This is a genomic window from Sphingobium lignivorans, assembly GCF_014203955.1.
Lineage (GTDB): Bacteria > Pseudomonadota > Alphaproteobacteria > Sphingomonadales > Sphingomonadaceae > Sphingobium > Sphingobium lignivorans.
The window spans coordinates 443,590-470,331 of record NZ_JACHKA010000001.1 but is presented as its reverse complement, the minus strand read 5'-3'; the positions used below and the strand labels follow the sequence as shown (position 1 = coordinate 470,331).

General features: G+C 65.5%; 27 protein-coding genes. 13 read left to right on the top strand and 14 right to left on the bottom strand.

The window, feature by feature from the left end; genetic code table 11:
* Positions 1-19: 19 nt before the first annotated feature.
* Complete coding sequence (locus HNP60_RS02195) at positions 20-604, bottom strand: hypothetical protein (RefSeq protein ID WP_184149674.1); 585 nt, start codon at positions 602-604, stop codon at positions 20-22.
* A gap of 507 nt (positions 605-1,111) precedes the next feature.
* On the opposite strand from HNP60_RS02195, the gene HNP60_RS02190 reads away from it, so the two are divergent.
* Complete coding sequence (locus tag HNP60_RS02190; RefSeq protein WP_184149671.1) at positions 1,112-3,037, top strand: ribonucleoside-diphosphate reductase subunit alpha; 1,926 nt, start codon at positions 1,112-1,114, stop codon at positions 3,035-3,037.
* Between the two features lie 293 nt (positions 3,038-3,330).
* Here the strand turns inward: HNP60_RS02190 and HNP60_RS02185 are convergent, their stop codons facing one another.
* Positions 3,331-3,633 (bottom strand): DUF2171 domain-containing protein, encoded by a 303-nt coding sequence (locus HNP60_RS02185; RefSeq protein WP_184149668.1) that lies wholly within the window; start codon positions 3,631-3,633, stop codon positions 3,331-3,333.
* Positions 3,634-3,816: 183 nt separating this feature from the next.
* Between HNP60_RS02185 and HNP60_RS02180 the strand changes: the two genes are divergently transcribed.
* The 4 genes from HNP60_RS02180 (at position 3,817) to HNP60_RS02165 (ending at position 6,189) form a co-directional block, all read left to right on the top strand.
* Positions 3,817-4,128, top strand: coding sequence for a hypothetical protein (locus HNP60_RS02180; RefSeq protein ID WP_014074800.1), 312 nt, complete (start codon positions 3,817-3,819; stop codon positions 4,126-4,128).
* Positions 4,129-4,581 carry a PepSY domain-containing protein gene (locus HNP60_RS02175; RefSeq protein WP_338056748.1) on the top strand — a complete coding sequence of 151 codons (453 nt, stop codon included), beginning with the start codon at positions 4,129-4,131 and terminating at the stop codon, positions 4,579-4,581.
* 14 nt (positions 4,582-4,595) lie between these two features.
* Positions 4,596-4,763 (top strand): hypothetical protein, encoded by a 168-nt coding sequence (locus HNP60_RS02170; RefSeq protein ID WP_014074798.1) that lies wholly within the window; start codon positions 4,596-4,598, stop codon positions 4,761-4,763.
* A gap of 370 nt (positions 4,764-5,133) precedes the next feature.
* Positions 5,134-6,189 (top strand): ribonucleotide-diphosphate reductase subunit beta, encoded by a 1,056-nt coding sequence (locus HNP60_RS02165; protein WP_184149659.1) that lies wholly within the window; start codon positions 5,134-5,136, stop codon positions 6,187-6,189.
* Between the two features lie 42 nt (positions 6,190-6,231).
* Here HNP60_RS02165 and HNP60_RS02160 read toward each other — a convergent pair whose 3' ends face one another.
* Positions 6,232-7,386, bottom strand: a complete 1,155-nt coding sequence (locus tag HNP60_RS02160; protein ID WP_338056684.1) for an HNH endonuclease — start codon at positions 7,384-7,386, stop codon at positions 6,232-6,234.
* A 346-nt stretch (positions 7,387-7,732) separates the two neighbouring features.
* On the opposite strand from HNP60_RS02160, the gene HNP60_RS02155 reads away from it, so the two are divergent.
* Together HNP60_RS02155 and HNP60_RS02150 are read left to right on the top strand one after the other, a co-directional pair.
* Entirely contained in the window at positions 7,733-8,287 is a 555-nt protein-coding gene (locus HNP60_RS02155; RefSeq protein WP_184149656.1) for a glycine zipper 2TM domain-containing protein, read from the top strand.
* Between the two features lie 186 nt (positions 8,288-8,473).
* A complete protein-coding gene (locus HNP60_RS02150; protein WP_184149653.1) occupies positions 8,474-8,965 on the top strand; it encodes a nuclear transport factor 2 family protein in 492 nt (163 codons plus the stop codon).
* 152 nt (positions 8,966-9,117) lie between these two features.
* Here the strand turns inward: HNP60_RS02150 and HNP60_RS02145 are convergent, their stop codons facing one another.
* Positions 9,118-9,249 carry an entericidin A/B family lipoprotein gene (locus HNP60_RS02145; RefSeq protein WP_014074793.1) on the bottom strand — a complete coding sequence of 44 codons (132 nt, stop codon included), beginning with the start codon at positions 9,247-9,249 and terminating at the stop codon, positions 9,118-9,120.
* A 73-nt stretch (positions 9,250-9,322) separates the two neighbouring features.
* Complete coding sequence (locus tag HNP60_RS02140; RefSeq protein ID WP_184149647.1) at positions 9,323-9,892, bottom strand: NAD(P)H-dependent oxidoreductase; 570 nt, start codon at positions 9,890-9,892, stop codon at positions 9,323-9,325.
* A gap of 207 nt (positions 9,893-10,099) precedes the next feature.
* On the opposite strand from HNP60_RS02140, the gene HNP60_RS02135 reads away from it, so the two are divergent.
* Together HNP60_RS02135 and HNP60_RS02130 are read left to right on the top strand one after the other, a co-directional pair.
* Positions 10,100-10,258, top strand: a complete 159-nt coding sequence (locus tag HNP60_RS02135) for a hypothetical protein (RefSeq protein ID WP_184149644.1) — start codon at positions 10,100-10,102, stop codon at positions 10,256-10,258.
* 254 nt (positions 10,259-10,512) lie between these two features.
* Positions 10,513-11,184: a hypothetical protein gene (locus tag HNP60_RS02130; protein ID WP_184149641.1), complete on the top strand. Its 672-nt coding sequence runs from the start codon at positions 10,513-10,515 to the stop codon at positions 11,182-11,184.
* Between the two features lie 84 nt (positions 11,185-11,268).
* On the opposite strand, the gene HNP60_RS02125 is transcribed toward HNP60_RS02130, so the two are convergent.
* Both HNP60_RS02125 and HNP60_RS02120 read right to left on the bottom strand, forming a co-directional pair.
* Positions 11,269-11,574 (bottom strand): hypothetical protein, encoded by a 306-nt coding sequence (locus HNP60_RS02125; RefSeq protein ID WP_184149638.1) that lies wholly within the window; start codon positions 11,572-11,574, stop codon positions 11,269-11,271.
* Between the two features lie 24 nt (positions 11,575-11,598).
* Entirely contained in the window at positions 11,599-11,730 is a 132-nt protein-coding gene (locus HNP60_RS02120; protein WP_148276671.1) for an entericidin A/B family lipoprotein, read from the bottom strand.
* Between the two features lie 160 nt (positions 11,731-11,890).
* On the opposite strand from HNP60_RS02120, the gene gmk reads away from it, so the two are divergent.
* A complete protein-coding gene (gene gmk / locus HNP60_RS02115) occupies positions 11,891-12,571 on the top strand; it encodes a guanylate kinase (RefSeq protein ID WP_014074787.1) in 681 nt (226 codons plus the stop codon).
* Positions 12,572-12,653: 82 nt separating this feature from the next.
* On the opposite strand, the gene HNP60_RS02110 is transcribed toward gmk, so the two are convergent.
* From HNP60_RS02110 to HNP60_RS02080, 7 genes are all read right to left on the bottom strand, one after another.
* Positions 12,654-13,655 (bottom strand): ABC transporter substrate-binding protein, encoded by a 1,002-nt coding sequence (locus HNP60_RS02110; protein WP_184149635.1) that lies wholly within the window; start codon positions 13,653-13,655, stop codon positions 12,654-12,656.
* 176 nt (positions 13,656-13,831) lie between these two features.
* Positions 13,832-15,472 carry an ABC transporter ATP-binding protein gene (locus tag HNP60_RS02105; protein WP_184149632.1) on the bottom strand — a complete coding sequence of 547 codons (1,641 nt, stop codon included), beginning with the start codon at positions 15,470-15,472 and terminating at the stop codon, positions 13,832-13,834.
* Positions 15,469-16,554, bottom strand: coding sequence for an ABC transporter permease (locus tag HNP60_RS02100; RefSeq protein ID WP_184149629.1), 1,086 nt, complete (start codon positions 16,552-16,554; stop codon positions 15,469-15,471). The genes HNP60_RS02105 and HNP60_RS02100 overlap by 4 nt, the downstream gene beginning before the upstream one ends.
* Positions 16,554-17,633, bottom strand: coding sequence for a microcin C ABC transporter permease YejB (locus tag HNP60_RS02095; RefSeq protein ID WP_184051214.1), 1,080 nt, complete (start codon positions 17,631-17,633; stop codon positions 16,554-16,556). Before HNP60_RS02095 ends, HNP60_RS02100 begins: the two co-directional genes overlap by 1 nt.
* On the bottom strand, positions 17,630-19,564 hold the full coding sequence (locus HNP60_RS02090; RefSeq protein WP_184149626.1) for an extracellular solute-binding protein: 1,935 nt from the start codon (positions 19,562-19,564) through the stop codon (positions 17,630-17,632). Before HNP60_RS02090 ends, HNP60_RS02095 begins: the two co-directional genes overlap by 4 nt.
* A gap of 155 nt (positions 19,565-19,719) precedes the next feature.
* Positions 19,720-21,678 (bottom strand): extracellular solute-binding protein, encoded by a 1,959-nt coding sequence (locus HNP60_RS02085; RefSeq protein WP_184149623.1) that lies wholly within the window; start codon positions 21,676-21,678, stop codon positions 19,720-19,722.
* Positions 21,679-22,047: 369 nt separating this feature from the next.
* Positions 22,048-22,521 (bottom strand): low molecular weight protein-tyrosine-phosphatase, encoded by a 474-nt coding sequence (locus HNP60_RS02080; RefSeq protein ID WP_184149620.1) that lies wholly within the window; start codon positions 22,519-22,521, stop codon positions 22,048-22,050.
* An 86-nt stretch (positions 22,522-22,607) separates the two neighbouring features.
* On the opposite strand from HNP60_RS02080, the gene otsB reads away from it, so the two are divergent.
* From otsB to HNP60_RS02065, 3 genes are read left to right on the top strand one after another with little or no spacing between them, the layout of a single operon-like run.
* Positions 22,608-23,420 (top strand): trehalose-phosphatase, encoded by an 813-nt coding sequence (gene otsB, locus HNP60_RS02075; protein ID WP_184149617.1) that lies wholly within the window; start codon positions 22,608-22,610, stop codon positions 23,418-23,420.
* Complete coding sequence (locus HNP60_RS02070; RefSeq protein ID WP_184051224.1) at positions 23,417-25,213, top strand: glycoside hydrolase family 15 protein; 1,797 nt, start codon at positions 23,417-23,419, stop codon at positions 25,211-25,213. Before otsB ends, HNP60_RS02070 begins: the two co-directional genes overlap by 4 nt.
* Positions 25,210-26,685, top strand: a complete 1,476-nt coding sequence (locus HNP60_RS02065; RefSeq protein WP_184149600.1) for an alpha,alpha-trehalose-phosphate synthase (UDP-forming) — start codon at positions 25,210-25,212, stop codon at positions 26,683-26,685. Before HNP60_RS02070 ends, HNP60_RS02065 begins: the two co-directional genes overlap by 4 nt.
* The last annotated feature ends 57 nt before the right edge of the window (positions 26,686-26,742 follow it).

The following is a 26,742-nucleotide window of genomic DNA, read 5'->3' as shown; positions in this document are numbered from 1 at the left end:
GTCCGGAACGATCGATCCGTCAGTTGTTGCCCGGCCTGTCCAGCTTGCCGAACTTCGCCTCGAAGCCGGCGACATCCCCGGCGGCGAGGAAGCGGGCCTGCTCCACCCAGTTGTCACGCGTGATCCGCCCCTTGAACGTGCCGAGCTGGCTGTCCACGGCCACGATGTCCGCATCGCTCCACGCCGCGATCTGATCAAAGTGAGTGATGCCGAGGCTGGTCAGCAGGCTGGCGAGCTTGGGGCCCACGCCCTTGAGCTGCCGAAGATCGTCCGGCGCACTGCTGTCGGCGGGCACGCCGATCTCGGTGAAGGACATGGCGCCGGCCGCCGCGCCGCCGCTGGCCATGATCGCCGCGGCATTGCTCGCCACCGCGGACGCGTCGTCCGGCCGGGCGCCGCTCGCGACGACGTCCGCCTCCAGCGAATCCTCGACGGTCTGGGCGACCTCTTCCGCCACGTTCCGGGCGGTCTCGCTCGCCGCGCCGACGGCGGTCGCCGAGCTGTCGACATGATGCCCCGCCTGGCTGGAGCGCGATCGCAGCAGCCAGATGACCAGCACCGCGACCAGCAGTGCGACGACGATCAGGATGAGGTTCTGGCTCAATGGAGGCCCCTTCGGAAATCGTGCGAAACGGCGCCAATCATAAGCATGGCGGCCGGGCATTGCCAGTAAGGGAGTTGCGTGGCGAGGGAAAGCGCCTTGCAGGCCCGGAAGCGGGAATCGGCGGCGACGCGGACGGCGGATCGGAGGGAAGGCGGCGCGGCGAGCCCCTTCCCGCTGTCCACAGGATTATTTTTTCGCCAGCGCTTTCTCCCTTGCATTTCCGGCAGGCGAGGACTGGCCGCGCGTCGCGCCCTGCCGGCCCGCCCCGCCGTCCATGAGACGAGTCATTTCATCGACGAAATGAATCATGACCGGAACGTTTACGCCTTGCATCGCCGTGCCGCTGTGGCACAATCGATGGTGGTCAGGAACAGGGGTTCACGCAACAGATTGTGGCTGCAGGCAGGCTGAAGTCGGCACTGCAGCGCGTTTTCCCGCCGCCGCGCGCATCCGCGCCGCGGCCCCTTGATCGAAGCGAATGTAGAGAAAATATTGGGGGTCTTGAGCATGGAGTTTCGCGATTTGCAGGCAGAAGGTTCAGCAGCGGAATTGGTTGTCGCCGAGCCGGCGACCGAAAGCGCGCGTCCCGAGCCCAAGGCGCGGGAGACGCGCAAGGCCGCGGCCTCGAACAGCGTCGATGCGCGCCGCTTCGACATCGCCACGGACGCCAGCCGCGACGCGCTGCTGACCGAATTCGGCAAGGAGACGCTGCGGGACCGCTATCTGCTGCCCGGCGAATCCTACCAGGACCTGTTTGCCCGTGTGGCCGCCGCTTATGCGGACGATCAGCCGCATGCCCAGCGGCTTTATGATTATATCTCGCGGCTGTGGTTCATGCCCGCGACGCCCGTGCTCTCCAACGGCGGCACCGGGCGCGGCCTGCCGATCAGCTGCTATCTGAACTCGGTGGACGACAGCCTGGAAGGCATCGTCAACACCTGGAACGAGAATGTCTGGCTCGCCTCGCGCGGCGGCGGCATCGGCACTTATTGGGGCAGCGTGCGCGGCATCGGCGAGCCGGTCGGCCTCAACGGCAAGACCAGCGGCATCATCCCCTTCGTGCGGGTGATGGATTCGCTCACGCTCGCCATCTCGCAGGGCTCGCTGCGGCGCGGCTCGGCGGCCTGCTATCTCGACATTTCCCACCCGGAGATCGAGGAGTTCCTCGAGATCCGCAAGCCCTCGGGCGACTTCAACCGCAAGGCGCTGAACCTCCACCATGGCGTGCTCGTCACCGACGAGTTCATGGAAGCGGTGCGGGACGGCAGCGAGTTCGCGCTCAGGTCCCCCAAGGACGGCAGCGTGCGCGGCAAGGTCGATGCCCGCTCGCTCTTCCAGAAGCTGGTCGAGACGCGGCTTGCGACCGGCGAGCCCTATATCGTGTTCTCGGACACGGTGAATCGCACGATGCCCAAGCACCACCGCGACCTGGGGCTCAAGGTCTCGACGTCCAACCTCTGCTCGGAAATCACGCTGCCGACCGGCAAGGACCAGTTCGGCAACGATCGCACCGCCGTGTGCTGCCTCTCCTCGCTCAACCTGGAAACCTGGGACGAGTGGCAGGGGGACAAGAGCTTCATCGAGGACGTGATGCGCTTCCTCGACAATGTGCTGCAGGACTATATCGACCGCGCGCCGGACGAGATGGCGCGGGCCAAATATTCCGCCAGCCGCGAGCGCTCGGTGGGCCTGGGCGTCATGGGCTTCCACAGCTTCCTGCAGGCGCGCGGCATCCCCTTCGAAAGCGCGATGGCCAAGAGCTGGAACCTGCGCATCTTCAAGCATATCAACGCCAAGGCCAACGAGGCATCGATGCTGCTCGCCCATGAGCGCGGCCCCTGCCCGGACGCCGCCGACCAGGGCGTGATGGAGCGCTTCTCCTGCAAGATGGCGATCGCGCCGACCGCCTCGATCAGCATCATCTGCGGCGGCACGTCGGCCTGCATCGAGCCGATCCCGGCGAACATCTATACGCACAAGACGCTGTCCGGCAGCTTCATCGTCAAGAACCCGTATCTGGAGAATATCCTCCAGGCCAAGAGCAAGGATTCGACCAATGTGTGGAATTCGATCCTGGAGAAGGGCGGCTCGGTCCAGCATCTGGACTTCCTGACGCAGGACGAGAAGGACGCCTACAAGACCAGCTTCGAGATCGACCAGCGCTGGCTGCTCGAACTGGCCGCCGACCGCGCCCCGTTCATCGATCAGGCCCAGTCGCTCAATCTCTTCATCCCCGCCGATGTGGAGAAATGGGATCTGCTCATGCTCCATTACCGGGCCTGGGAGCTGGGCGTGAAGTCGCTTTATTATCTGCGCTCCAAGTCGATCCAGCGCGCCGGCTTTGCGGGCGGGGTCGAGGCGGACAACACCGCCGAGCTCAAGAAGATCGAGCTGCCGAACACCGATTATGACGAGTGCCTCGCCTGCCAGTGACGCAGGGGTGAGCGGTCGCGGACAGCCCGCAAGAGCCTGAAAAGAAAAGTCCGGCCTTCCGGGGGGATGGAAGGCCGGACCATTTCAACCGGAAGGCGGCGTGTGGGAGTCCGTCGCCTCGCAGTTTCTCTCCTCCCTTGTGGGAGATGAACCCGGTAAACAGGAGATAGGATCGATGCGGCCGGACGCAAGGGCTGCACCGGCCGTCCCTTCGGACGCGTCATCCGATGGAGCTCGCGGGCGCGACCGCCCGGGTCAGGCAGGACAATGGCCTCCCGTTCAGGAGCGGCGCCTCAGGGCGCCGAGCGCGCCTGTCCCCGGTGAAGGGCGTTCAGGGCGGCTGGGTTGAGATCGATGCCGCTCCCGTCCTCGTCCCCCTCGCCCCCGAGGTCCTGCGACACCGGCCCGGCGAGATGAACGCCATCCGCATCGACACGCGCAATGCCGTTCACCCGGATCGGCAGGCTGGGCGAGACCCCGGCGTCGTGAAAGGCCATGCGCATGATCCCGCCTTCCACGGACAGCACCGTGCCCACGCGCTGCCCGTTCGCATCGATGACGTCCGAGCCGGGCTCGATCCGCAGTCCCTCATGCATGATGATTGTCTCCCACTGACGTGGGGACAACCCCCGGGCCCGGCCCGCGGTTCCCGGAAAGGCGCGCAGCACGGCGCGACTCTCTAACGTCCTGCCGGAGCCAGGCCCACGCGCCGCCCCGCGCCGCAATGCGGGGAAACCCTGAGTTGCCAGCCATCGGGGCCTTCGCTACCGTCTGCCCTCGTGATCGCATGGCCCCGCCTCGCTCTTGCCGCTTCCGCGCTGCTGGCGCTGGCTGCGTGCGCGCGCCAGAGCGCGCAGGCCGTCTCCACCGCGCCGGATACGCCGGGCTTCCTGCTCGGGCTGTGGCATGGCTTCATCTTTCCGGTCGCCTGGCTGCTTTCGCTGATCTTCCCGGACGTCGCCATCTATGCCGTGCCGAACACGGGCGGCTGGTACGACTTCGGCTATTTCCTCGGCATCGTCGTGTTCGGCGTGGGCGCGCGGAAATCCAAGACCGTCACCGTCTACGTCGATCGCTGGCGATCGCGCTGAATTCCGCTGCCACGTCCCCGTCCTCGCAAGGAACACAACATGCGCAAGTGGCATCGCTGGATCACGGTTTTCATCGGCATCTTCATGCTGTTCATTGCCCTTACCGGGCTGGGCAGCCATTTCGCGGCAATGTATGCGCGCGGCAGCTTCTTCGAGCAGGCGCAGAGCGAAGGGCCGCCGCGCGGCGCGCCCGCGAGCGCCGCTCCGGCCGCAGGCGCAGCGACGGCGCCCGCGACGGCTCCGACCACGCCACCAGCACCAAGTTCCGCGCGCCAGCTCGTCGGCCTGTTTCATCATCTCCACTCGGGCGAGTTCTTCGGCCCCGTGGGCGTGATCATCTCGCTTCTCGCCGGCTTCGCCCTGCTGTTCTTCGCGGGATCGGGCATGTGGATGTATCTCCAGATGTACCGCCAGCGGCGCGCGCGCAACCGGAAGGAACTGTTCTGGAAATAACGCCGCCCCTCGTGATGGCCGGCGTGGCGGCCGTCTCCGCGCTCGCGGGAGGCATCCTGCTCGCCCGCCCCGCGCGCAGCATGCAGGCCGTCTATCTCAAGCGCATCGCCGGGACGATGGCGCTCTCCTTCGCGCTCATCCTCGCCATCTTCGCCTGGGGGCTGGAGCGCATCCAGGGCTGACGCGCGGACCGCGCCCGCCTGCGGGAAAGTCAAGCCCGCGGGGAAGAAATTTTGCTGTGGGCAACTCCCATCTCGACGCTAGACATTGTGGTGAATCGGCGTAGCATACCCCTTGATCTGGTGTTGCAACGTCCAGCGGGGAGTCCTTCATCAATGCCGTCCTTGTCCTGTCCGGGCAGCGATATGCGCCGCCGGTCGCGCGGGCGGCAAGGCATGCAGGCGCGCGCTTTTCCCGGCCGCGCGGCGCTCGTCCGCTCTTCCCCCGGGCACCAGATCCGCCCATATTCCTTTCGTACCGCCGGACCGGTCCTCGCCGCCCCCGCCCGGCCCTCGTCCATCCACGCTTCTTCTGCCGTTCCGGAGTAATCCCATGTCTCTTCTTCAAGCCTCCAAGGTCTACAAGCCCTTCGAATATCCCTGGGCCTATGACTTCTGGAAGCGCCAGCAGCAGGTGCACTGGATGCCCGAGGAAGTGCCTCTGGGCGAGGACTGCCGGGACTGGGCGCAGAAGCTCTCCGACCATGAGCGCAACCTGCTCACGCAGATCTTCCGCTTCTTCACCCAGGCGGACGTGGAAGTGCAGGATTGCTACCACGACAAATATGGCCGCGTGTTCAAGCCGACCGAGATCAAGATGATGCTGACCGCGTTCAGCAACATGGAGACGATCCACATCGCGGCCTATTCGCACCTGCTCGACACCATCGGCATGCCCGAGAGCGAATATTCGATGTTCCTCGAATATGACGAGATGCGTGCCAAGCATGACTATATGCAGCAGTTCGGCGTGGACAGCGACGAGGACATCGCCCGCACCCTCGCCATGTTCGGCGGCTTCACCGAGGGCATGCAGCTCTTCGCAAGCTTTGCCATGCTGATGAACTTCCCGCGCTTCAACAAGATGAAGGGCATGGGGCAGATCGTCACCTGGTCCGTGCGCGACGAGACCCTGCACTGCGAAGGCATCGTGCGCCTGTTCCACGAATTCGTGAAGGAGCGCGACTGCCTCACCCGGGCGGTGAAGGAAGACATCATCGACTGCTGCCAGAAGACCGTGCGGCTGGAGGACGCCTTCATCGATCTCGCCTTCGAGCAGGGGCCGGTGCCGGGCATGACCGCCAACGAGATCAAGCGCTACATCCGCTACATCGCGGACTGGCGCCTGGGCCAGCTCGGCTTCAAGCCGGTCTACATGATCGAGGAGCACCCGCTCCCCTGGCTCACCCCGCTGCTCAACGGCGTGGAGCACGCCAACTTCTTCGAGACCCGCGCCACCGAATATTCCAAGGGCGCCACGCGCGGCAACTGGAACGAAGTGTGGGACAGCTTCGACAGCCGCAAGAAAATGCGCGCGAACGACGGCGCAGGCGACGAAACCGAAGGCGGCGAGGATATGTTCTCTCGGGCCGGGGTGGCGGCGGAGTAGGGCTACAGAGAAGCAATTCCTCTGCCCTCGGAAGTTTGAACCTTAAGGGCTGAAGCACTCGCGCCGGTGCCAATCAAGGTAACGCGCATGGGGACGATGCGCCAAAGAGATCGGGAATCGAGCTTTCTGGTCATCATGGATGAGCCTGCGGACGCCTTCAATGTCGTTGATTTTGCGAGAGAGTAAAATCTCGCCATCATCGCTCAACGAGATCAGTCCTCTGTCAAACATCCAGTGAACGGTGCCGGAAAGAGCGATTCCGTTGTTAACTAGATCAGGCCCACCGGCTGCGACACTCATAATATGCGCGGCCTGTGCTTCAGCACGACCACCGCCGTTGATCAACTTCATCCCAGTCAGTGCACAACGGCAATCGTAGACATCAAGAACACGCTTACGAAACTGCCGATCTCTGACAGCGCGATTTACAAGCATTGTGGCCCGGTCGATCGGGCCGTGCCAGGGCAGAGCCTCTTCCCGAACGGTGTTGAGGACCTCAGCATTCTCGCTTCTCGGCAAAAGCTCGTCTTCATCGACAAGGCCCAGGCCAACGATACGATTGAAATCCTCGTCCGAAATCGGCCTTATGGATTGAATGGCTCGTCCGTTGTTCAGCCGACCATCGGGATTTAGGAGCCCTCGCTCGACCGCCGCGCCCTCCACCTGAAAAGGTACGTCACGACCGAATTCCAAATATGAACCGGGCGCTATGAGGGCCAAGTACATTTTCTCTTTAGCCGGGTCAGGAACAATTTTTTCGAACCTGGCAACAGCATAATAGCCCCGCCGTCCGGCACGCCGGGGCTCTTGATAGATAATCCAGTTGCCTTCGATCTTGGACGCATTGGCAAGCCATTTTACCGGGAAGCGATAAAAACGATCAGGTTCATCCTGATAAATGGAATGTGACCCGATAACGAAGACGCCTTTATGCAGCCCTTTGCGATCCGGGTTAGGCGCAGCACCCATCCAACGATAGATTCCATGATCGAGGAATTCGAGTAATCCCCTATCGCGAAGTTGCTGCAATTCCCGACTGAGGGTCTGGTGAGGTGTCGCTCCAGCAGAGCCGGTTTCCGACACAATATTGTCTAACTGAGAATCTATAAGCGCTTGACGCGTGAAGGTTCGCAAACCCGTGGCGGCGACGTGTCGTCTCACAGCATCGGTCACCGCATCGGACCAACTTTTCGTCACGTTTACTTGCCCCCTTTGCCACAGCGTGCGATCCTACTCAGGTGCAAACTGGTCGCAAGCCCGTCACATATATCTGCCTGAACTGCCAGGGCACGGCCGTTGCGCTAGATGCATGGGCCGAGTGGAATGAAGCGCAGCAAGAATGGGTGCTGGGAACGGCCTACGACGATGCTTTCTGCCGTGACTGCCAAAGCCGAACGCAGATAGCAGAAATGCCATTGGCACCGAAATAACCCCTTTCTCCCACATGAACCGCCCGTCGCTGCCGGTTCAGGCGAATCGCGTTAGGCTCCGACCTGTTCTCCCCGCTGCCGGGAGAGACAGAACAGATGTCGGAGTGAGACAGATGTACAAGGCACTGAAGAAGAGCGTCGCGGCCCTCGTGCTGGGCGCGGTGACCATCGGCGGTCTGGCCGCCACCCCGGCTTATGCCGATCGCGGGCGGGACAATGACCGCCACTGGAAGCGCGATCGCGACGATCGCCGGCATCATGACCGCCGGAATGACCGCCACTGGAAGCATGACCGTCGCGGGCCGGACCGGGTCGTGGTGATCGATCGCCGCCCTGTCGTCCGCCCGGCGCCGCGCGTCGTCTATGCTTATGACTGGAACCGGCCCGACCCGCGCTATCGCGGCTATTATGCGGACCGTTATTATCGCGGCGGCTATGCCCCGATCCGCGTGACGCGCGAGACCCGCGTCTATCGCGGCCATGACAACCGCTATTATTGCCGCCGCTCGGACGGCACCACCGGCCTCATCATCGGCGCGGCGGTCGGCGGGCTGCTGGGCGACCAGATCGACCAGGGCCGCTCGTCCATCCTGGGCGCGGTGCTGGGCGCCGGCGCCGGCGCGATGATCGGTCGCGAGATCGATCGCGGCGACGTGGTCTGCCGCTGAACAAGCGACCCGGCGGCCGCGGGCGACCTCGATCGCCCGCCGGACAGCCGCCGGCATGAGATGGAAACGGCGCGGGCCCCCTTGCCCCGCGCCGTTTTCGCATGCTTCGGTTACGATGCAGTCAGCGCCGCTTGCGCGTCGACCTTCCCAAGCGTATTATCATCATAATACACATTAGAGGCCGCCATGCTTTCCCTGCTGCTTGCCGCCGCCCTTGCGCAGGGTACCGCCTCGCCCATCCCGACAGACGCCGCCACGTTGCGTGCGGATATCCAGGCGGCGGATACGGCCTTCTTCACCCTGTTCTTCGAGCGGTGCGATCCGGACGCGCTGAGCGAGATGGTCGCGCCCGACTTCGAGATGTATCATGACCGGGACGGCGTCGTGGCGCGGGACGGCAAGAGCTTCATCGCGCTCTATGCGCAGGGATGCGCCGCGCGGTCCCGCCCGGATGCCTGGCGCAGCCGCCGCGCACTGGTGGAGGACAGCCTGAAGGTCGAGCCCGTCCCCGGCTTCGGCGCGATCGAGGAAGGCGAGCATCTCTTCTACGAACGCAAGGGAGACGGGCCGGAACGGCTGGTCGGCCGGGCGCGCTTCGTCCAGCTCTGGCAGAAGGACGGGCAAGGCCCGTGGCGCCTCGCGCGCGTCCTCAGCCTCAGCCATCGCGCCGTGGACTGAAGCAGGGCGCGGGATACTGATCGGCCCTCGGGCGGAGCGGCCTTCATTTCCGGGGTTGAGTACGCACCCTTCCCGCCAACCTTTTCGTCATGGGGAGGCGACGCGCTCCAGCGCTGGAGCCGAAGGCGTCCACAGGACAATGTCAATCAGCCCTAGCGGTTGATCGCGTCCGAGCCGGCCTGACCGACCGATTCGATGTCCCGCCCAAGGCCCTTGACCGTGGCGCAGCCAGACAGCACGAGCGCCGCGCCGAGCAGCGCGGCCAGCAGAAGCGAGCCCTTCATAACCATTCCTTTTCTCATTCCGCGCCGATCTTCCACAAAGCGGCGGGCCATGCAATCCGGTGCAGCGCCCGGCTCAACGGCGCGCCATCCTGGCCACGCCCGCCAGCGCTCCCTCCCGCGCCGCCGCGTCCAGGAACTTGACGCGACCGATGCGCTTCGTCCGCGCCGTCCGCATGCCGCAGAAGCCGAGAATGGCGTGGCGCAGGCCGGTGAAATCACAGTCGCGATAGCGCCAGCGCGCATAGAGGACCGGGCAATCGCAGGTGGAGATGATGTGCGCGGTGCGGCCCGCCAGATGCCGGTCCCACCATGGATCGGCATCATGATAGCGGAACGCGAAGCCGGGCATCAGCACCCGGTCGATCCAGCCCTTGAGCAGTGCCGGCATGCCGCCCCACCACATGGGATAGACAAGCACGAACCGCTCGCACCACATCAGCGCCTGCTGCGCGGCCGCGACATCGGGCTCGACCGGCGGCGGATCGCGATGGCCCCGGCGCAATATCGGATCGAAGGCGAGCGCGCCGACATCCTGGCGGCGAACCTCATGCCCCGCGGCGCGCGCGGCGGCCTCATAGGCGTCGGCGATCCGGCCGTTGAAACTCGCAGCGTCCGGATGGCCCAGCAGGATGAAGATGCGCATGGCGGCTTGCCCTCCTCGCCCGCACCTTGCCGATGGGGCCACCGCCGGCCTTGACGGGCATCAAGGGTGCGCAAGGGAACCGGCGCCGTGCGCATGCGTATTGCCGGGAGAGCCCGTGCGACCACGGGCGCTGGCAGCGCGCCGGAGAGACATCCCGCACATGCGCCAGCGGACCGGCGGATCGCCCTTTTCTGCAGGAGGATGTTCATGACACCGGTAACCATCGACGATCGCAAGAAGGAGTTGCGCAGCCTGATCGAGCAGATCCAAGCCAATCCCTCGCGCGACTGGACGCGTGAGCGAGAGCGCGTGGTGGTGTTGCAGCAGATGATCGCTGCCGACGAGCGGGCCCGAACGGCCGCCTGATCCCCTGACCCGACGGGGCGCCATGCTGCCGGGCGAGACTGTCGCCCGGTGCGCGGCGACCCTGCGCAGTCTCCCGGCCCGCGGCATGCGCGTGCCCGCTGCTCCACAGATCCCCGCCAAAACGATGAGCCGAGTCGCGCGGACTCTTGCCATGCGACTCGGATGAGAAGATATGGGGATCAGGACGGGGGAATGCATCAACGGGCGCGCGTCAAGGCGCCGCCTCATTGGGGAGAATGGAAATGGCCGTGCGCATGACCAGAGCGTCCGCCCTGGTGGCGCTTGCCCTGCCGCTTGCCGCGCTGGTGGGCTGCGGGCCGCCCAAGGCGACCGAAACGCCGATCGCGAACATCCCGGCGCCGCTGCCGGAGAATATCCCGCTCATCGAGCCGCCGCCACCACCGCCCCCGGTGCTGATCAACCAGAGCCGCAGCGAGGATCTGTGGCATCTGCGCTCCGGCCTCAACGTCGCGGTCCTGCTGTGCCAGGGCCCGGACAACGAGGCGATGGTCGCGAGCTACAACCGCCTGCTCAACACGCACAAAGGCCTGCTCGCGGAAGCGGCGCGGGCCACGGTGGAGCATTTCCGCGCCACCGGCGGGAAGAAATGGCAGGAAGTCTATGACGACAAGATGACCAAGGTCTACAATGGCTATTCCGGCACATTGACGCGCGAAGCCTTCTGCGGCCGCTCCAAGGAGCTGCTCACGCAGGCCGAGAGCGCCACGGCCCTGCATCTCTCGGAACATGCGACCACGATGCTCTGGGAGCTGAACAAGGCGGCCGGGATTCCCGATCCCGACGGGAAGCTCGCCCGTGCCGCAGCGGCAGCAGCGAGCGGCGGCGCGGCCAGCCTTCCGGCCGGTACGCCCCTTTCCGCGCGCAGCACAGGCCAGACCACCACGCCGGGCACCGGCATCCAGTGATCGATCAGTGATCGACCACGCCTGAGACAAGCCCCGGCTGGTCCTTGCGACCGGCCGGGGACTCTGCTCGCCGGGGTGACAGGATCAGGCGCCCGTATCGGGCACCGATCCGTCCTCGTCGTCCATATTCTCCTCGCCTTCGAACGCATCCATGTCGATGCGGCCGCTGCGCTCCATGTCGGTCATGTGGTCGACCACATCCTGCACATCGTCGGGAATGACCTGAGCGACATTGGGGCGACCGCCATGCTCGGTTTCCTCGCCGCCACGCCAGGGGTTTTCCAGCGCATCGCTGGCGACGTCCTGCGCCTGTGTATCGCTTTCGTCCTGCTCGGCATTCTCCCGTGCGGGATCATTGTTCACAGGCCTGCCTCCCTCGGGTTGAACCATGCTGTCCTCCTCATTCGCCGCTTCTTACTGGTCGATCGCTTCCGAGCCGGCTTCACCCACCGATTCGATGTCGCGGCCCACGCCCTTCACGGTCGCGCAAGCGTTGAGCATCAGGGTCGCGCCGAGCAAAAAGCCGATGATGGCATTGCGAGTCATCTTGTTTCCTCCATCTTTCATCACATGGAAGAACGATCGGCCGACGGAACGGTTGCCGTGCTCGATCAGGGCCCTGCGGCGACTCGTCATCCCGGCGCTTTTGTCGTCCTCGCCATGCTAGCCTGATTGACGCGGCCCGCAAGTCGCGGCAGGAGCGGGCATGGCCGACATGACCGAAAACGCCAGCGCCGACGCGCTTGCCCAGCCCGCCTCCTTCAAGCGCCGGGGTCTGCTCTTCGTGCTGTCTTCCCCCTCGGGAGCCGGCAAGTCCACCATCTCGCGCAAGCTGCTGGCCGACGATGCGGGCCTCACCATGTCCGTCTCCGCCACCACGCGGCCGATGCGGCCGGGCGAGGAGGACGGGCGCGATTATCATTTCGTCGATCTGGAGAAGTTCCGCGAAATGGTGTCCGACAACGCCTTCCTCGAATGGGCGCATGTCTTCGACCATCGCTACGGCACCCCGCGCGCACCCGTGGAAGGCCTGCTGGAGCGCGGCCACGACATCCTGTTCGACATTGACTGGCAGGGCGCGCAGCAGCTCTATCAGCTGGCCGGCGGGGATGTGGTCCGCGTGTTCATCCTGCCGCCATCCATGGCCGAGCTGGAGAAGCGCCTGCGCGGCCGCCGGACCGACAGCGACGACGTGATCGATCGCCGCATGGCCCGCGCCCACAGCGAGATCGCGCACTGGGACGGCTATGACTATGTGCTCGTCAATGACGATGCGGACGCCTGCTTCGCCAAGGTCCGCACCATCCTGCACGCCGAGCGCCTCAAGCGCTCGCGGCAGACCGGGCTGATCGGCTTCATCCGCAAGCTGGATACCGAGGAAGGCTGAACCCGCCGGAGGGCGTGGCGCGCGGGCGCCGACGGACAAGTCCGCCGGCCGCGTGCCTGCGCCGCCCTTGCTCCCGGCGCGCCTATTTCCGCCGGGGCAGCGGCTTCATCGCCATCGCTTCCTCGAGCACGCTGGTGTCGATGAGCGTGGCGAGCTGCGCGCGCGTGCGCGGCGTGCGCTTGTCCTGCCTGGCGAGCCAGGCCTCTTCCTCCACCATCACGTCGAGCAGATCGCCGGTCCAGTTGGCGATGAAGGCATGGTGCGACCAGCTCTGCTTGACGAGATCGAGCGGATATTTGCTGTGCTCCGACACCAGTTCCTGCGCGCGGGCGGGCTTTTCGCGAACCTCCGCCGCAGCATCGATGATCGCGCGCACGAACGTCACGATCTTCCGGCGCTTCTCGGGATCGGCGAGGTTGGGCGCGATGGTGTTGAGATTGAACAGCTCGCGATAGACGCCCTTGCCGGTGAACTCGATGACATCCGAGCCGATCGCCTGCGCAGCCCGCTCGACCTCGGGCTCCCAGATGGCCACCGCATCGACCGCCCCGTCCGCAAGCGCCTTGGGCATGTCGGGCAGGCGCATGCCGACCATCGTCACGTCATCGCTGGTGAGGCCCACGGTCTTCAGCATCTTCTGGGTGAAGTAGCCCGAGGAGGTGACGGAAATGGTGGCGATCTTCTTGCCCTTGAGGTCGGCCAGCTTGTTGATTCCGGACGAGCGCTTCGCCACGATGCGATAAAGCCCCTCGGTCACCGTCATGATGATCCGCATGTCCGGATTGCGCAGCGAATAGCGCAGGGCCTGCGTCTCGGCGTTCGTCGCCACGTCGGCAACGCCTTCGCTGCCATAGCCGGGGACGGACGCCTCGCCGACCAGATTGGTGACGCTGCCCATCTTCACGGTCGCGACGCCGGGATAATAGGATTCGGCAGCGACGAAGACCGGCGCGATCTCGAAAGTGGTGGTGTTGCCATAGACCGCGATCGGGCCGGGGCCGGCATCGGCGCGGCTCTGCGCATGGGCGCAGCCGCTGGTGAGCATGGCGAGAACGGCGCCGGCCATCACAAGGCGGGACCGCATCCTGCCCCGCTGCCTGTCACCAACGCGTGCACTGCTTGCCTCTGCCATCCTGTCCTCCATGGTCTTGATTGCCACTTCGCCGTCTAGCGAACGCGCAACAGCCCGACCATGCGCAGAACGGCAGTGATCGTTCACAATTCCTGCCGATTGCCGCGCGTGAGGCGGGGTGGCCCGGTTCAGGCGGCCTGCCTTGCCTTCAGTTCCAGCGCGGCGGCGATGAGGTCCCGCGTATAGTCGGTCTGCGGCGCGGTGAAGATCTGCTCGGCAGTGCCCTGCTCGACGATCCTGCCCTCCTTCATCACCACCACTTCATGGGCGAGCGCCTTCACCACCTTGAGATCATGGCTGATGAACAGATAAGTGAGGCCGTGGCTCGCCTGCAGGTCGCGCAGCAGATCGACGATCTGTGCCTGCACGGACATGTCGAGCGCCGAGGTGGGCTCGTCGAGAATGACCAGATCGGGCCGCAGGATGATGGCGCGGGCAATGGCGATGCGCTGGCGCTGGCCGCCGGAGAATTCGTGAGGATAGCGATCGAGCACATCGGGCGCGAGACCCACTTCGCCAATGATCGTGGCGACGGCGGCGTGCCGCTCGCCCGGCGTGAGATCGGGCCGATGGATGGGCAGGCCCTCCCCGACGATCTGGCCGACAGTCATCTTGGGACTGAGCGAAGCGAAGGGATCCTGAAAGACGATCTGCATGCGGCGGCGCAGCGGGCGCATCTGCTTCCAGTTGCGCTCGTGCAGAGGCTCGCCATCGAAAAAGATCGGCCCGTCGCTCCGGCTGATGCGCAGCAGTGCCAGCCCCAGCGTGCTCTTGCCCGAGCCGGATTCGCCAACCACGCCCAGCGTGTGCCCGCGCGGAATGGAGAGCGAGACGCCGTCCACCGCCTTCACGACGCTGCGCGGCCGCCCGAACCAGCCCTTGACGGGGAAATGCACCCGCAGATTCTCGGTGCGCACCAGCGCGGGCGGATCGCCCTCGATCTTCAGCGGCTCGCCGCGCGGCGTCGCGTCCAGCAGCTTGCGCGTATAGGCATGCTGCGGATCATCGAAGATGCGGGCCGTGTCGCCCGCCTCGACGATCCGGCCCGCCGTCATCACGCACACGCGACTGGCCATCTTGCGCACCACGCCCAGATCATGCGTGATGAGCAGCATCGCCATGCCGAGCCGCTCCTGCAGGCTCTTGAGCAGGTCGAGCACTTGCGCCTGCACGGTCACGTCGAGCGCCGTGGTGGGCTCGTCCGCGATCAGCAGGTCGGGCTCGTTGGCGAGCGCCATGGCGATCATGATGCGCTGGCGCTGCCCGCCGGAAAGCTGGTGCGGATAGGATTTCAGCCGGTTCTCCGCATCGCGCAGGCCGACGAGCTTCAGCAGGTCGATGGTCCGCGCGGTCGCTTCCGCCTGCGAGATCTCCGGATGGTGGAGCTTCATCGCCTCGATGATCTGCCGGTCGATCGTGTGCAGAGGATTGAGCGCGGTGAGCGGCTCCTGCGGAATGAGCGCGGCGCGCCGGCCCCTGATCCTGCGCATCGTCCGCTCGTCCGCGCCGACAATCTCCTGCCCGTCCAGCCGGATCGACCCGGCGGGATGGAACGCGATCGGATAAGGCAGGAGCTGGAGGATCGACATCGCCGCGGTGGACTTGCCCGATCCGGATTCGCCCACCAGCGCCAGCGTCTCGCCCTTCTCCAGCGTGAAGGACACGCCGCGGACCGCTTCCACCACCTTGCCTTCCGAGTGGAAGCAGCAGGTCAGGTCCTCCACGGCCAGCAGCGGCTGAGCTGCGGTGTTCGTCTCGCTCGCGCTCATCTGGATTTCCTCGGATCGAAGGCGTCGCGCGCTGCCTCGCCGATGAAGATCAGCAGCGAGAGCATGGTGGCCATCACGGCGAAGCCGGCAATGCCCAGCCAGGGCGCGTAGAGATTGTTCTTGGCCTGGTTGAGCAGCTCGCCGATCGACGGCGAACCGCGCGGCATGCCGAAGCCCAGGAAATCCAGCGCGGTGAGGATCGTGATCGAGCTGGACAGGATGAAGGGCAGGAACGTGATGGTCGCCACCATCGCGTTGGGCAGGATGTGGCGGAACATGATCTTCCGGTTGCCCAGCCCGAGCGCGCGTGCGGCCCGCACATAATCGAGATTGCGCGCGCGCAGGAACTCCGCCCGCACGACATGCACCAGTGTCATCCAGCTCACCAGCAGCAGCACGCCCAGCAGCGTGAAGAAACCGGGCTGGAGGAAGCTGGACATGATGATGAGCAGGTAAAGCATCGGCAGGCTCTGCAGGATCTCGATGCCGCGCTGGAAGAGCAGGTCAGTCCAGCCGCCGAAATAACCCTGGATGGCGCCGGCGGTCACGCCGATCATGGAGCTGAGCAAAGTGAGCACCAGACCGAAAGTGACCGAGAGACGGAAGCCATAGATGAGCCGCGCCAGCACGTCGCGCGCCTGATCGTCAGTGCCGAGCCAGTGCCGCGCGGAAGGCGGCGCGGGCGCGGGCACGGGAATGTCATAATCGATCGTGCGGTAGCTGTAGGGAATGAGCGGCCAGAGCGCCCAGCCGCCACCCTGCGCGATCATCTCGCGCACTGCCGGGTCCTTGTAATTGGCCTCGGTCTCCAGCACGCCGCCGAACGCGGTTTCCGGATAGGCCTTCAGCACCGGGACATAGAGTTCGCCCCGGTAGCTCATGAGGATCGGCCGGTCGTTGGCGATCAGCTCCGCGAACAGGCTGACACCATAAAGCGCGAGGAAGAGCCACAGGCTCCAGTAGCCGCGCTTGTGATTGCGGAAGTTCGCCCAGCGGCGGCGCGTGAGCGGGCTGAACCGGCTGCGCTTCGCCGGGCCGCTCGCGACCTCGCCCCCCGTCGCGACTTTCGCTTCGGCGTTCATCAGACGTCCCGCCTTTCGAAATCGATGCGCGGATCGACCAGCACATAAGTGATGTCGCCGATGAGATTGGCGAGCAGGCCGAGCAGCGAGAAGATGAACAGCGAGCCGAGCATCACCGGATAATCCCGGTTGATCGTCGCCTCGAAGCCGAGCAGCCCCAGCCCGTCCAGCGAGAAGATCACTTCGATGAGCAGCGAGGAGGTGAACAGCACGCCCACGAAGGCGGCGGGAAAGCCCGCGATCACGATGAGCATCGCGTTGCGGAAGACATGGCCGTAGAGCACGCCATTCTCCGAAAGCCCCTTGGCGCGCGCGGTCGTCACATATTGCTTGCTCACTTCATCGAGGATCGAATTCTTGGTGAGCATGGTGAGATTGGCGAAGGCCCCGATCACCATCGCCGTCACCGGCAGGGTGATGTGCCAGAGATAATCGCCGATCTTGCCCAGCGTGGAGAGTTCCTCCCAATTCTCGGACACGAGGCCGCGCGCCGGGAAGATGCTCCAGAAATTGCCCCCGGCGAACAACACGACCAGCAGCACCGCGAAGAGGAAGCCGGGAATGGCATAGCCCACCGTGACGAAGAAGCTGGTCCATGCATCGAAGGACGTGCCCGCCCGCACCGCCTTGCGGATGCCCAGCGGCACGGCCACGAGATAGGTGATGAGCGTCGTCCACAGGCCGAGCGACACGGAAACCGGCAGCTTCTCGATGATGAGATCGACGACCGGCTGGTCCTTGAAATAGCTGTTGCCGAACTCGAAGCGGGCGAAATCGCCGAGCATCTTGAAATAGCGATAGAGCACCGGCTTGTCGAAACCGTAGAGCTTCTCCAGCTCCTTCACCATTTCCGGGTCCAGCTCGCCGGTGGGCGTGAGGCCGCCGCCGCCGCTCACGTCCGTGCTGCCGCTGATCGTGGCGGTGGCGTCCATGGCCTGCCCGGCGAAGCGCGCCTGGATCTGGTCGATCGGCCCGCCGGGCACGAACTGGATGATGATGAAACTCACCGTCACGATGCCGATGAGGGTCGGCACCATCAGCAGCAGGCGGCGCGCGATGTAGGACCAGAGGGCTGTCATTGGGACCGTCCGTGCATGAGCTTCGCGTCCCTGGCCGGATCGATCCACCAGGTGTCGAGCGTCGTGAAGGGGAAGTTGTAGAGCGGCTGCTTGTCCGGCTTGCCGAAGCGGTCCCAGTAAGTGATCGGCATCTCGCCGAGCGGCGCGGGATAATTGTGCTGGAAAGGCACGGCATAATAATTCCACAGCAGGATGCGATCGAGCGCGCGCATCGCCGCGACCACCGTCTCGCGATCCTCCGCCTGGATCATCCGCTCCATCATGGCGTCGGCGGCGGGGTTCCGGACGCCGGCATAATTGAGCTGCTGCGGCATGTCCGCCGCCTTTGAGCCCCACATCAGCAGCATGCCGGTGCTCGGCGTCTCGGCGCCGGGGAACATGGGGACGTTCACCAGCAGATCATAATCATAATGGCGCAGCCGATGACGGAACTGGGCGCTGTCAAAGGCGCGGAAATTGACGGTGATGCCGAGCTGGCGCGCATTCTCGATGAACAGCGAGACCTGCTTGTCCATGAGAGGCGTATAGGCGACCAGCTGCAGCACCACCGGCTCTCCGGACCGCCTGTCGCGCAGCTGCCCATCGACCACGCGATAGCCCGCCGCACGCAGCAGCCGCGCCGCCTCGACGAGATTGGCGCGGCGATTGGCCCAGCTCCCGCCGACCGGCAGGCCGGGCGGGGTAGTGAAGACTTCGGGCGGCACCTGATCGCGCACTGTCTCCAGCAGGGCCAGCTCGCGTCCTTCCGGCAGGCCGTTCGCCTCGAACTCGCTGTTGGAGAAGAAGCTCGGCAGGCGGCCATGGTGGCCGGCAAGGATGACGCGGCGCACCCACTCGAAATCATAGGCCAGCATCAGCGCCTTGCGGAACGCCCGGTCCTCGAGGATCGGGCGCCGGGTGTTCATCACCAGCCCCATGTAGAAAGCGGCATTGCTGTAGGGGATGAAGTCCCGCCGGATGCGGCCGGCCCGAAAGGCGGGGATCTTCGCCTCGCTGGCCCAGCGCACGGCACTGGTCTCGAACCGCAGATCGGCATTGCCGGCGAAGAAGGCTTCGTTGGCGATGGTCGCGTCCCGGTAATAATCGTGCCGGACGATGTCGAAATTGTAGCGGCCCTTGTTGATCGGCAGGTCCTTCGCCCAATAATCCTTCACGCGCTCATATTCGATCCAGCGGCCGGCGCTGAACCGGCCCACCTTGTAGGGTCCGCTGCCGAGCGGGCGATCCAGCGAGGCGGCCATCAGATCGTGCGTCTCGTAATGATGGCGCGGCAGCAGCCACATATCCATGACGACGCTGGGAAGCGTGGGATTGTTCTTCTGCACGAACCAGACGCGCACGGTGCGCGGGCCGCGCTTCTCGGCGCGAGCGACGGCCTGCGCCACCCGCTTGAGCGCCGGCGCCACCAGCCCGCGAGACTGGTCGATCGTGAAGATGATGTCTTCCGGCGTGATCGGCCGGCCGTCATGCCAGCGCGCGCGCGGATCGAGATGGAAATCCATCCAGGCCAGATCGCGCGGATAGCTGATCGAGCGAGCGACAAGCGCATAGCGCACGGCAGGCTCGTCCGCGCTGCGCCGCATCAGCGTGTCGTAGATGGCGACCATGCTGAGTGGCGGCGTGCCGAGCAGGTTCATGAGATTGAGGCTGTCGAAGCTCCCGATATTGGCATAGCGGTATGTGCCGCCCTTGGGCGCATCCGGATTGGCATAATCGACATGAGTGAAGCCGGCGGGATATTTGAGCTCGCCGAACACGGCATAGCCATGGCCGGTCCTGATCTCGGGCTCCTCCTGCACCGCCACGGCGTCGGCCGTCACGGCGCAGAGCACCACCGGAAGCCAGCAGAAGCGCGCGCCGCCCCTGACGCGATGCATGGCCCGGCCCCATGCACTGCTTCGCGTCCACGCGCCGTCCACGCGCTTCGCCATCGCATTCCTTTCCCAGCCATGCAGAGGACGGGATGACCGCCCCTGGCCCGAGCTTCGCCGGTTCTCGCGCCGGCATGGCCTTTCCCTATCGTTGGTTGATATCCGAAACAATTCCATTTGCACGGATGGTGGCGTGGGAGGCATCGGGCGGTCCGTCACTTGCCCTGCGCCCGGCGGCCAAAGTCGCCATAAGTCAGCCGCGCTTCCTTCTCCTTGTCGATCCACCAATGATCCATGGTGAGGAAGGGGAAATTATAAGTGGGGTCCTTGGCCGGCCGGCCGAAGCGGTTCCAGTATGTGATCGGCACCTGCCCCATGGGCGCGGGATAGGTATGCTGGAAGGGGATGGCGTAATAATCCCAGAGCAGCACCCGATCGAGCGCGCGCATGGCGCTCACCACCGTGGCGCGATCGGTCGCGGTGCCGACCTTCATGACCAGCGCATCCACCACCGGGCTGCGCACGCCCATATAATTGAACGATTGCGGCGTATCGGCCGCCCGCGACGACCAGAACTGCATGAGCTCCAGCCCCGGCGTCACCAGCGGCGGGAAGCTCGGCAGGTTGATCATCAGATCGAAATCGAAATTGCGGATCTTGTGACGGAACTGCGCCGTATCGTAGCTGCGGAAATCCACCGTGATGCCGAGCTGGCGCATATTCTCGATGAACAGGCTCACCTGCCGGTCCATGAGCGCGGAATAGGCCGCGAGGCCAAGGCGCACCGGCTGGCGCGTGCGCGGATCGATGAGCAGGCCGTCCTCGATGCGATAGCCCGCCTCGCGCAGCAGCGCGGCCGCCTGCACCAGATTCTCCCTGCGGCTGCCCCACTGGCCGGCGACCGGAAGCTCCGGCGGCTGCGTGAAGAGCTCGGGCGGCAGCTGGTCGCGGAACGGGGCGAGCAGCGCCAGCTCGTCCTCGCCGGGCAAGCCCTCCGCCGCGAACTCGGTATTGGCGAAGAAGCTCGCCAGCCGGCCATGATGCCCGGCCAGCAGCACCCGCTTCACCCATTCATAATCATAAGCCAGCGTGATCGCCTTGCGCACGCGCCGGTCCGCGAGAAACGGGCGGCGGCTGTTCATCATCAGGCCCATGTAGAAGGCGCCATTCTCGTAACGGATCACGTCGCGGACGAGATTCTTCGCCTTGAAGGCAGGCATCTGGTCCTGCGCGTCCCAGCGCGCCGCGCTGCCCTCGAACCGCAGGTCCGCCTGCCCCGAGAGGAAGACCTCGTTCATCACGCCGACATCGCGATAGAAATCATGCCGGATGATGTCGAAGTTCCATTTGCCCTTGTTGATGGGCAGGTCCTTCGCCCAATAGTCCTTCACCCGCTCCATCTCGAGCCAGCGGCCCGGGCTCATCCGGCCGATGCGGAAGGGGCCGCTGCCCACCGGCCGCTCCAGCGTCGAGGCCGTGAAATCCTTGCCCTGCCATACATGCCGGGGGACGACAGGCATCGCCGCGACCACCGTGGGCATCGTCGGATTGCCCTTCTGCACGAAATAGAGGCGCACGCTGCGCGGACCGGTCTTCTCCACGCGGCTCACGGCCGCGCCGATCCGCCGGTAAGTGGGCGACACCAGTTCCTTGAACTTGGCGACAGTGAAGATCACGTCCTCGGGGGTGATCGGCTTGCCGTCATGCCAGCGCGCGCGCGGGTCCAGCCGGAACTCCACCCAGGCAAGGTCCCTGGGATAGCTGATCGTCTCCGCGATGAGCGGATAATATGAGGCAGGCTCGTCGAGGCTGCGCTGCATCAGCGTGTCATAGATCCAGAGCAGCGCGAAGGGCGGCGTGCCGAGCAACCCGAAGAAATTCAGCGTGTCGAAGCTGCCGGTCTGGGCATAGCGATAGATGCCGCCCTTGGGCGCATCCGGGTTTACATAATCGAGATGCTTGAAATCGGCGGGATATTTGAGCTCGCCAAAGACGGCATAGCCATGAGCGGTCGTGACGTCCGGTTGGTCTGGAACCGCGGCCAGATCGGAAGTCGTGGTTGCGAGGAGAAGCGACAGGCCAAGCGCCCGCGCCAGCCAGGACCGGATGCGTGCCGGGGACGCCCTGCGCTCCCTGCCCGATCCGCGCGCCTCGTCATTGCGACTGGTCCGCATCTTTCCTCTCAGCCCCGCCGACCGCTCGTGCCGATCAGCCTTCTTGATTAAGTCCGGTTCTTGCGCCGACTCCCGTCACTCTAATAATGGTTGAGATAATAAACAATTTGAATCGCAGGGTTGGCGAGGCGGGAGATGGGCCCTTCACTCGCCCTGCGCGGGAAGGGTCGCGAGACCCAAACGGAGCCCGAAATTCCCGTATTTTCGCGTCGAACCGCCGCCTCGGGCGCGATCGAAACATAATGTCTTTCCCGGCATCTGCAGAGAAAATTCGTCTTGCCAACACGCGGGTATTTCACCCTGTGACGTGCAACTCTGTTGCTTATGCCCGACCGGATCAGCCGAGCGGCGCGGGAGACCGACCTGCCTTCAGCGGCGCAGGCGCGCCACCAGCGCCCGGGCGGCGGCCGTCACATCGGCCCAGCTCTCCTCGAAGCCGCTGTCCGGCCCGAAATAGGGATCGGCGACCGCCTGCCCGGCGCGACCCGGGACAAGATCGAGCAGGAGCGACAGGCGCGCGCGCCCGGCCCTCGGCGCGATTCCGCGCAGTGCTTCGAGATTGCTGTGGTCCAGCGCATAGATGAGGTCGAACCGCTCGAAATCCGCCGGCCCGGCCTGCCGGGCGCGATAGCCGGAAATGTCGATCCCGTGTCGCAGGGCCACGGCCTGCGCCCGCAGATCGGGCGGGTTGCCGACATGCCAGTCGCCGGTTCCGGCCGAATCCGCCAGCACGTCCAGCCCCGCCCGCCCTGCCTCATGGGCAAAGGCGGCTTGCGCCAGGGGGGAACGGCAGATATTGCCGAGGCAGACGAAGAGCGCGGCGGGTCGCGGAAGAACGGCCATTGCCGCCCGGTAGCAGGCCCGCGCGCCGCTGTCATTCCGCTCTGCCTCCCGTGGATCATCCGGTGCGGGAACGTCGGCGGCATCCGATGCGTTGCATTGGAAAACGACTCTGCCGAGAATGTCAGACACGACAGGGGGAAAGAACCATTTTCGAACCACCACGTCTCCGCCTCACCGTCCCGCCCATCCCGGAAGCGGATGGCATCAGCCTGTTCCTCGATCTCGACGGCACGCTCCTCGACCTGGTCGACCGGCCCGATGACGTCGTTGCCGACGAGGCGTTGCGCACCCTGCTGCTGCGGCTCGCTGATCGCCTGGAGGGCAGGCTCGCGCTGGTGAGCGGCCGGTCGATCGCGCAGATGGATGCGATCTTGGGTCCCGTGGCGGACAGGCTCGCCTTGTCCGGCAGCCATGGCAGCGAACATCGCTGGCGCGGCGTGACGGCCCACCCCATCCGCCCCCGCGGTCTCAATGAGGCCCGCGAGAGGCTGCGCGCTTTTGCCGAAGGGCGCGACGGCGTGCTGGTGGAGGACAAGAGCTTCGGCGTGGCCCTGCACTACCGCATGGCCCCCGATGTGGAGAAGGAAGCGCAGGCCTTGGCGGACATACTTGCCGACACGCTGGATCTCGTCGTCCAGCCGGGAAAGATGATGACGGAGCTGCGCCTGCCGGGCGGCGACAAGGGCAAGGCTCTGCTGATGCTCATGGATCGCGCCCCGATGCAGGGCACGCTCCCCTGGTTCCTGGGTGACGACGCCACGGACGAACCGGGCTTCGCCGCCGCGCGATCGCTGGGCGGCGCCGGTGTGCTCGTGGGCCATCGCGAACCGACCGCGGCGATCCACGCCCTGCCGGACCCGGACGCGGTGCGCGGCTGGCTGGGGCGGCTGGCGCAATGACTGCTACGCTCGACCTCTGGCCGATCGGCAATTGCCAGGTCTCCGCGCTCGTCGACCGGGCCGGTCGCTTCGTGTGGGGCTGCCTGCCCCGCGTCGATGGCGACCCCACCTTCTCCTCCCTGCTCGACCCTGCGGCCCGCGCCGCGCCGGGCGCACGCGGCTTCTGGGAAATCGACCTGGAAGACTGCGTGGAGACGACGCAGCGCTACATCCGCAACACGCCAGTGCTGGTGACGCGCCACTGCGACGCGGCGGGCAACGCCATCGAAGTCACCGATTTCTGCCCGCGCTTCTTCCGCAGCGGCCGGATGTACCGGCCCGTCGCCTTCGCGCGGATCGTGCGGCCGGTGGCAGGATCGCCGCGCATCCGGGTGCGCCTGCGCCCGGCCCGCAACTGGGGCGCCAGCGACCCCGGCCATACCCGCGGCACCAACCATGTGCGCTATCTGCTCGACACCATGACGCTGCGGCTCACCACCACCGCGCCGGTCGGCTGGATCGAGGACGAGCGGCTGTTCCGCGTGGAGCGCCCCCTGCATTTCTTCCTCGGCCCGGACGAGAGCTTCGGCGAGGACCTGCGGCTGGCGCTCGATTCCATGCTCGATCGCACGGTGCGCGAGTGGCAGGGCTGGGTGCGGGGGCTCGCTACCCCGGTCGAGTGGCAGGACGCGGTGATCCGCGCCGCCATCACGCTCAAGCTCTGCCAGCATGAGGAAACCGGCGCCATCGTCGCCGCCTTGACCACGTCCATTCCCGAGCATGCCGACAGCGGCCGCAACTGGGACTATCGCTACTGCTGGATCCGCGACGCCTATTACACGGTGCAGGCCCTGAACCGGCTGGGTGCGCTGGACGTCCTCGAAACCTATCTCGAATATCTGCGCAACATCGTCGACAATGCCCGGGGCGGCCACATCCAGCCGCTCTATGGCGTGGGCGGGGAAGCGACGCTCAGGGAATGGATCGCGCCCGGGCTCGAGGGCTATCGCGGCATGGGTCCGGTCCGCGTGGGCAATCAGGCGGCCGAACAGGTGCAGCACGATGCCTATGGCCAGATCGTCCTTTCCAATACGCAGAGCTTCTTCGACCAGCGCCTGCTGCGCATGGGCGGCATCGAGGATTTCCATGCGCTCGAAGCCGTCGGCGAGCGGGCATGGGCCGTCTATGACAAGCCGGACGCGGGCCTGTGGGAACTGCGCACCCGCGCCCATGTCCACACCTACAGCTCGGCCATGTGCTGGGCGGCCTGCGACAGGCTCGCCAATGCCGCGACCGCGCTGGGCCTCACTGAAAGGGCCGAATTCTGGCAGGCGCGCGCGGACGTCATTCGCGCGGCCATCGAGCGGGAAGCCTGGCGCCCGGATACCAATCGCCTCTCCGCGACATTCGGCGGCGATGATCTGGACGCAAGCATCATCCAGCTTCTCGACCTGCGCTTCCTGGCGCCGGACGACCCCCGCTTCCTCGGCACGCTCGAGGCGGTGGAGGAAGGGCTGCGGCGCGGCAGCCACATGCTGCGTTACGCCACGGAAGACGATTTCGGCCTGCCCGCCACCGCCTTCAACGTATGCACCTTCTGGCTCATCGAGGCACTGCACGCCACCGGGCGCATCAGTGAGGCCCGCGTCCTGTTTGAGGAAATGCTGAGCCGGCGGACCGCCGCGGGGCTGCTCTCAGAGGACATCGATCCGGTGACCGGGGAGCTGTGGGGCAACTATCCCCAGACCTATTCGTTGGTCGGACTGATCAATTGCGCTGTCCTGCTGAGCAAACCCTGGAGCGCCATCCGTTGACCCGGCTCATCGTCGTCTCGAATCGCGTGAGTCCTCCCGTGGGGGAAGGCAAGGCTAACCAGGGCGGCCTCGCCGTCGCCTTGTCCTCCGCGCTGCGGGAAACCAACGGCATCTGGTTCGGCTGGTCCGGCAACGAGATCGACGCCTTCACCGGCCAGATCAATTTTGCCCGCAACGACGGCGTGACCACCGCCACGGTCGACCTCGAGGCGCAGGACGTCGAGGAATATTATAACGGCTTCGCCAACCGGACGCTCTGGCCCCTGTTCCATGACCGGGTGGACCTGGCGGAGTTCGAGCGGACCTTCGCGGGCGGCTATGAGCGGGTGAATGCCCGCTTCGCCGAAACCATGCTGCCGCTCGTCACGTCCGAAGACCTGATCTGGGTGCATGACTATCACCTCATTCCGCTGGGCAGCGAATTGCGCCAGCGGGGCGTCACCAATCATATCGGCTTCTTCCTGCACACGCCCTGGCCGGTGCTCCGGCTGCTGCTAGCCCTGCCGAGCCACCGGCAGCTCGTGGAGGCCCTGTTCGATTACGATCTGATCGGCTTCCAGAGCCAGACATGGCTCGATTCGTTCCTGCTCTACGTGCGGGAACAGTTCGCCGAAGCGGATGTGACCGAGGACGGCACGATCCGGCTGGGCGAGCGCACCGTGCGCGTTGTCGCCTGCCCCATCGGCATCGACACGCGGGAATTCGTGGCCAGTGCCCGCAGCGAGGAAGCCGAGCAGGCCCGGCTCGACATGCTCAAGAGCCTCGATGGCCGTGCCCTCATCATCGGCGTCGACCGGCTCGACTACAGCAAGGGGCTGGAACAGCGCTTTCACGGCTATGAGCGACTCCTCGCCGACCATCCGGAATATCAGGAGAAAGTCTCGCTGCTCCAGATCGCGCCGCCCTCGCGCGAGAATGTCGAGAGCTATCAGGATATCCGCCGGCAGCTCGATGCGCTGTCCGGCCATATCAACGGCGAGTTCGCAACCGCATTGTGGGTGCCGCTGCGCTACGTCAATCGCGGCTATGACCGCGCCTCCCTGGCCGGCATGTTCCGCGCCTCGCGCGCCGCGCTCGTCACGCCGCTGCGGGACGGAATGAACCTGGTCGCGAAGGAATATGTCGCCGCGCAGGACCCGGACGACCCCGGCGTGCTGATCCTCTCGCGCTTCGCCGGGGCGGCCGAGCAGATGAAGGAAGCGCTGCTCGTCAATCCCTTCAGTCCCGAGGAACTGGCGGATGCGCTGGCGCAGGCCCTGCGGATGCCGCTTGCCGAGCGCCAGTCGCGCTGGAAAGCGCTCATGGCGAATGTCGAGCGCGAGGATGTCCACTGGTGGCTGCGCAGCTTCCTCGATGCGCTCGATGACGACGACGGCGAACCGACCGCCTCGCTCGTGGCGGCCAACAGGAACGAGGATACGCCGCCGGACAGCGACGAAGAGCAACCCCATGCCCCCGGACTGGCAGGCTGAGCGGACGCGACCTTGCGGGCCTGATCCGACCGCTCATATAGTCTCCGGCAAAGCGGA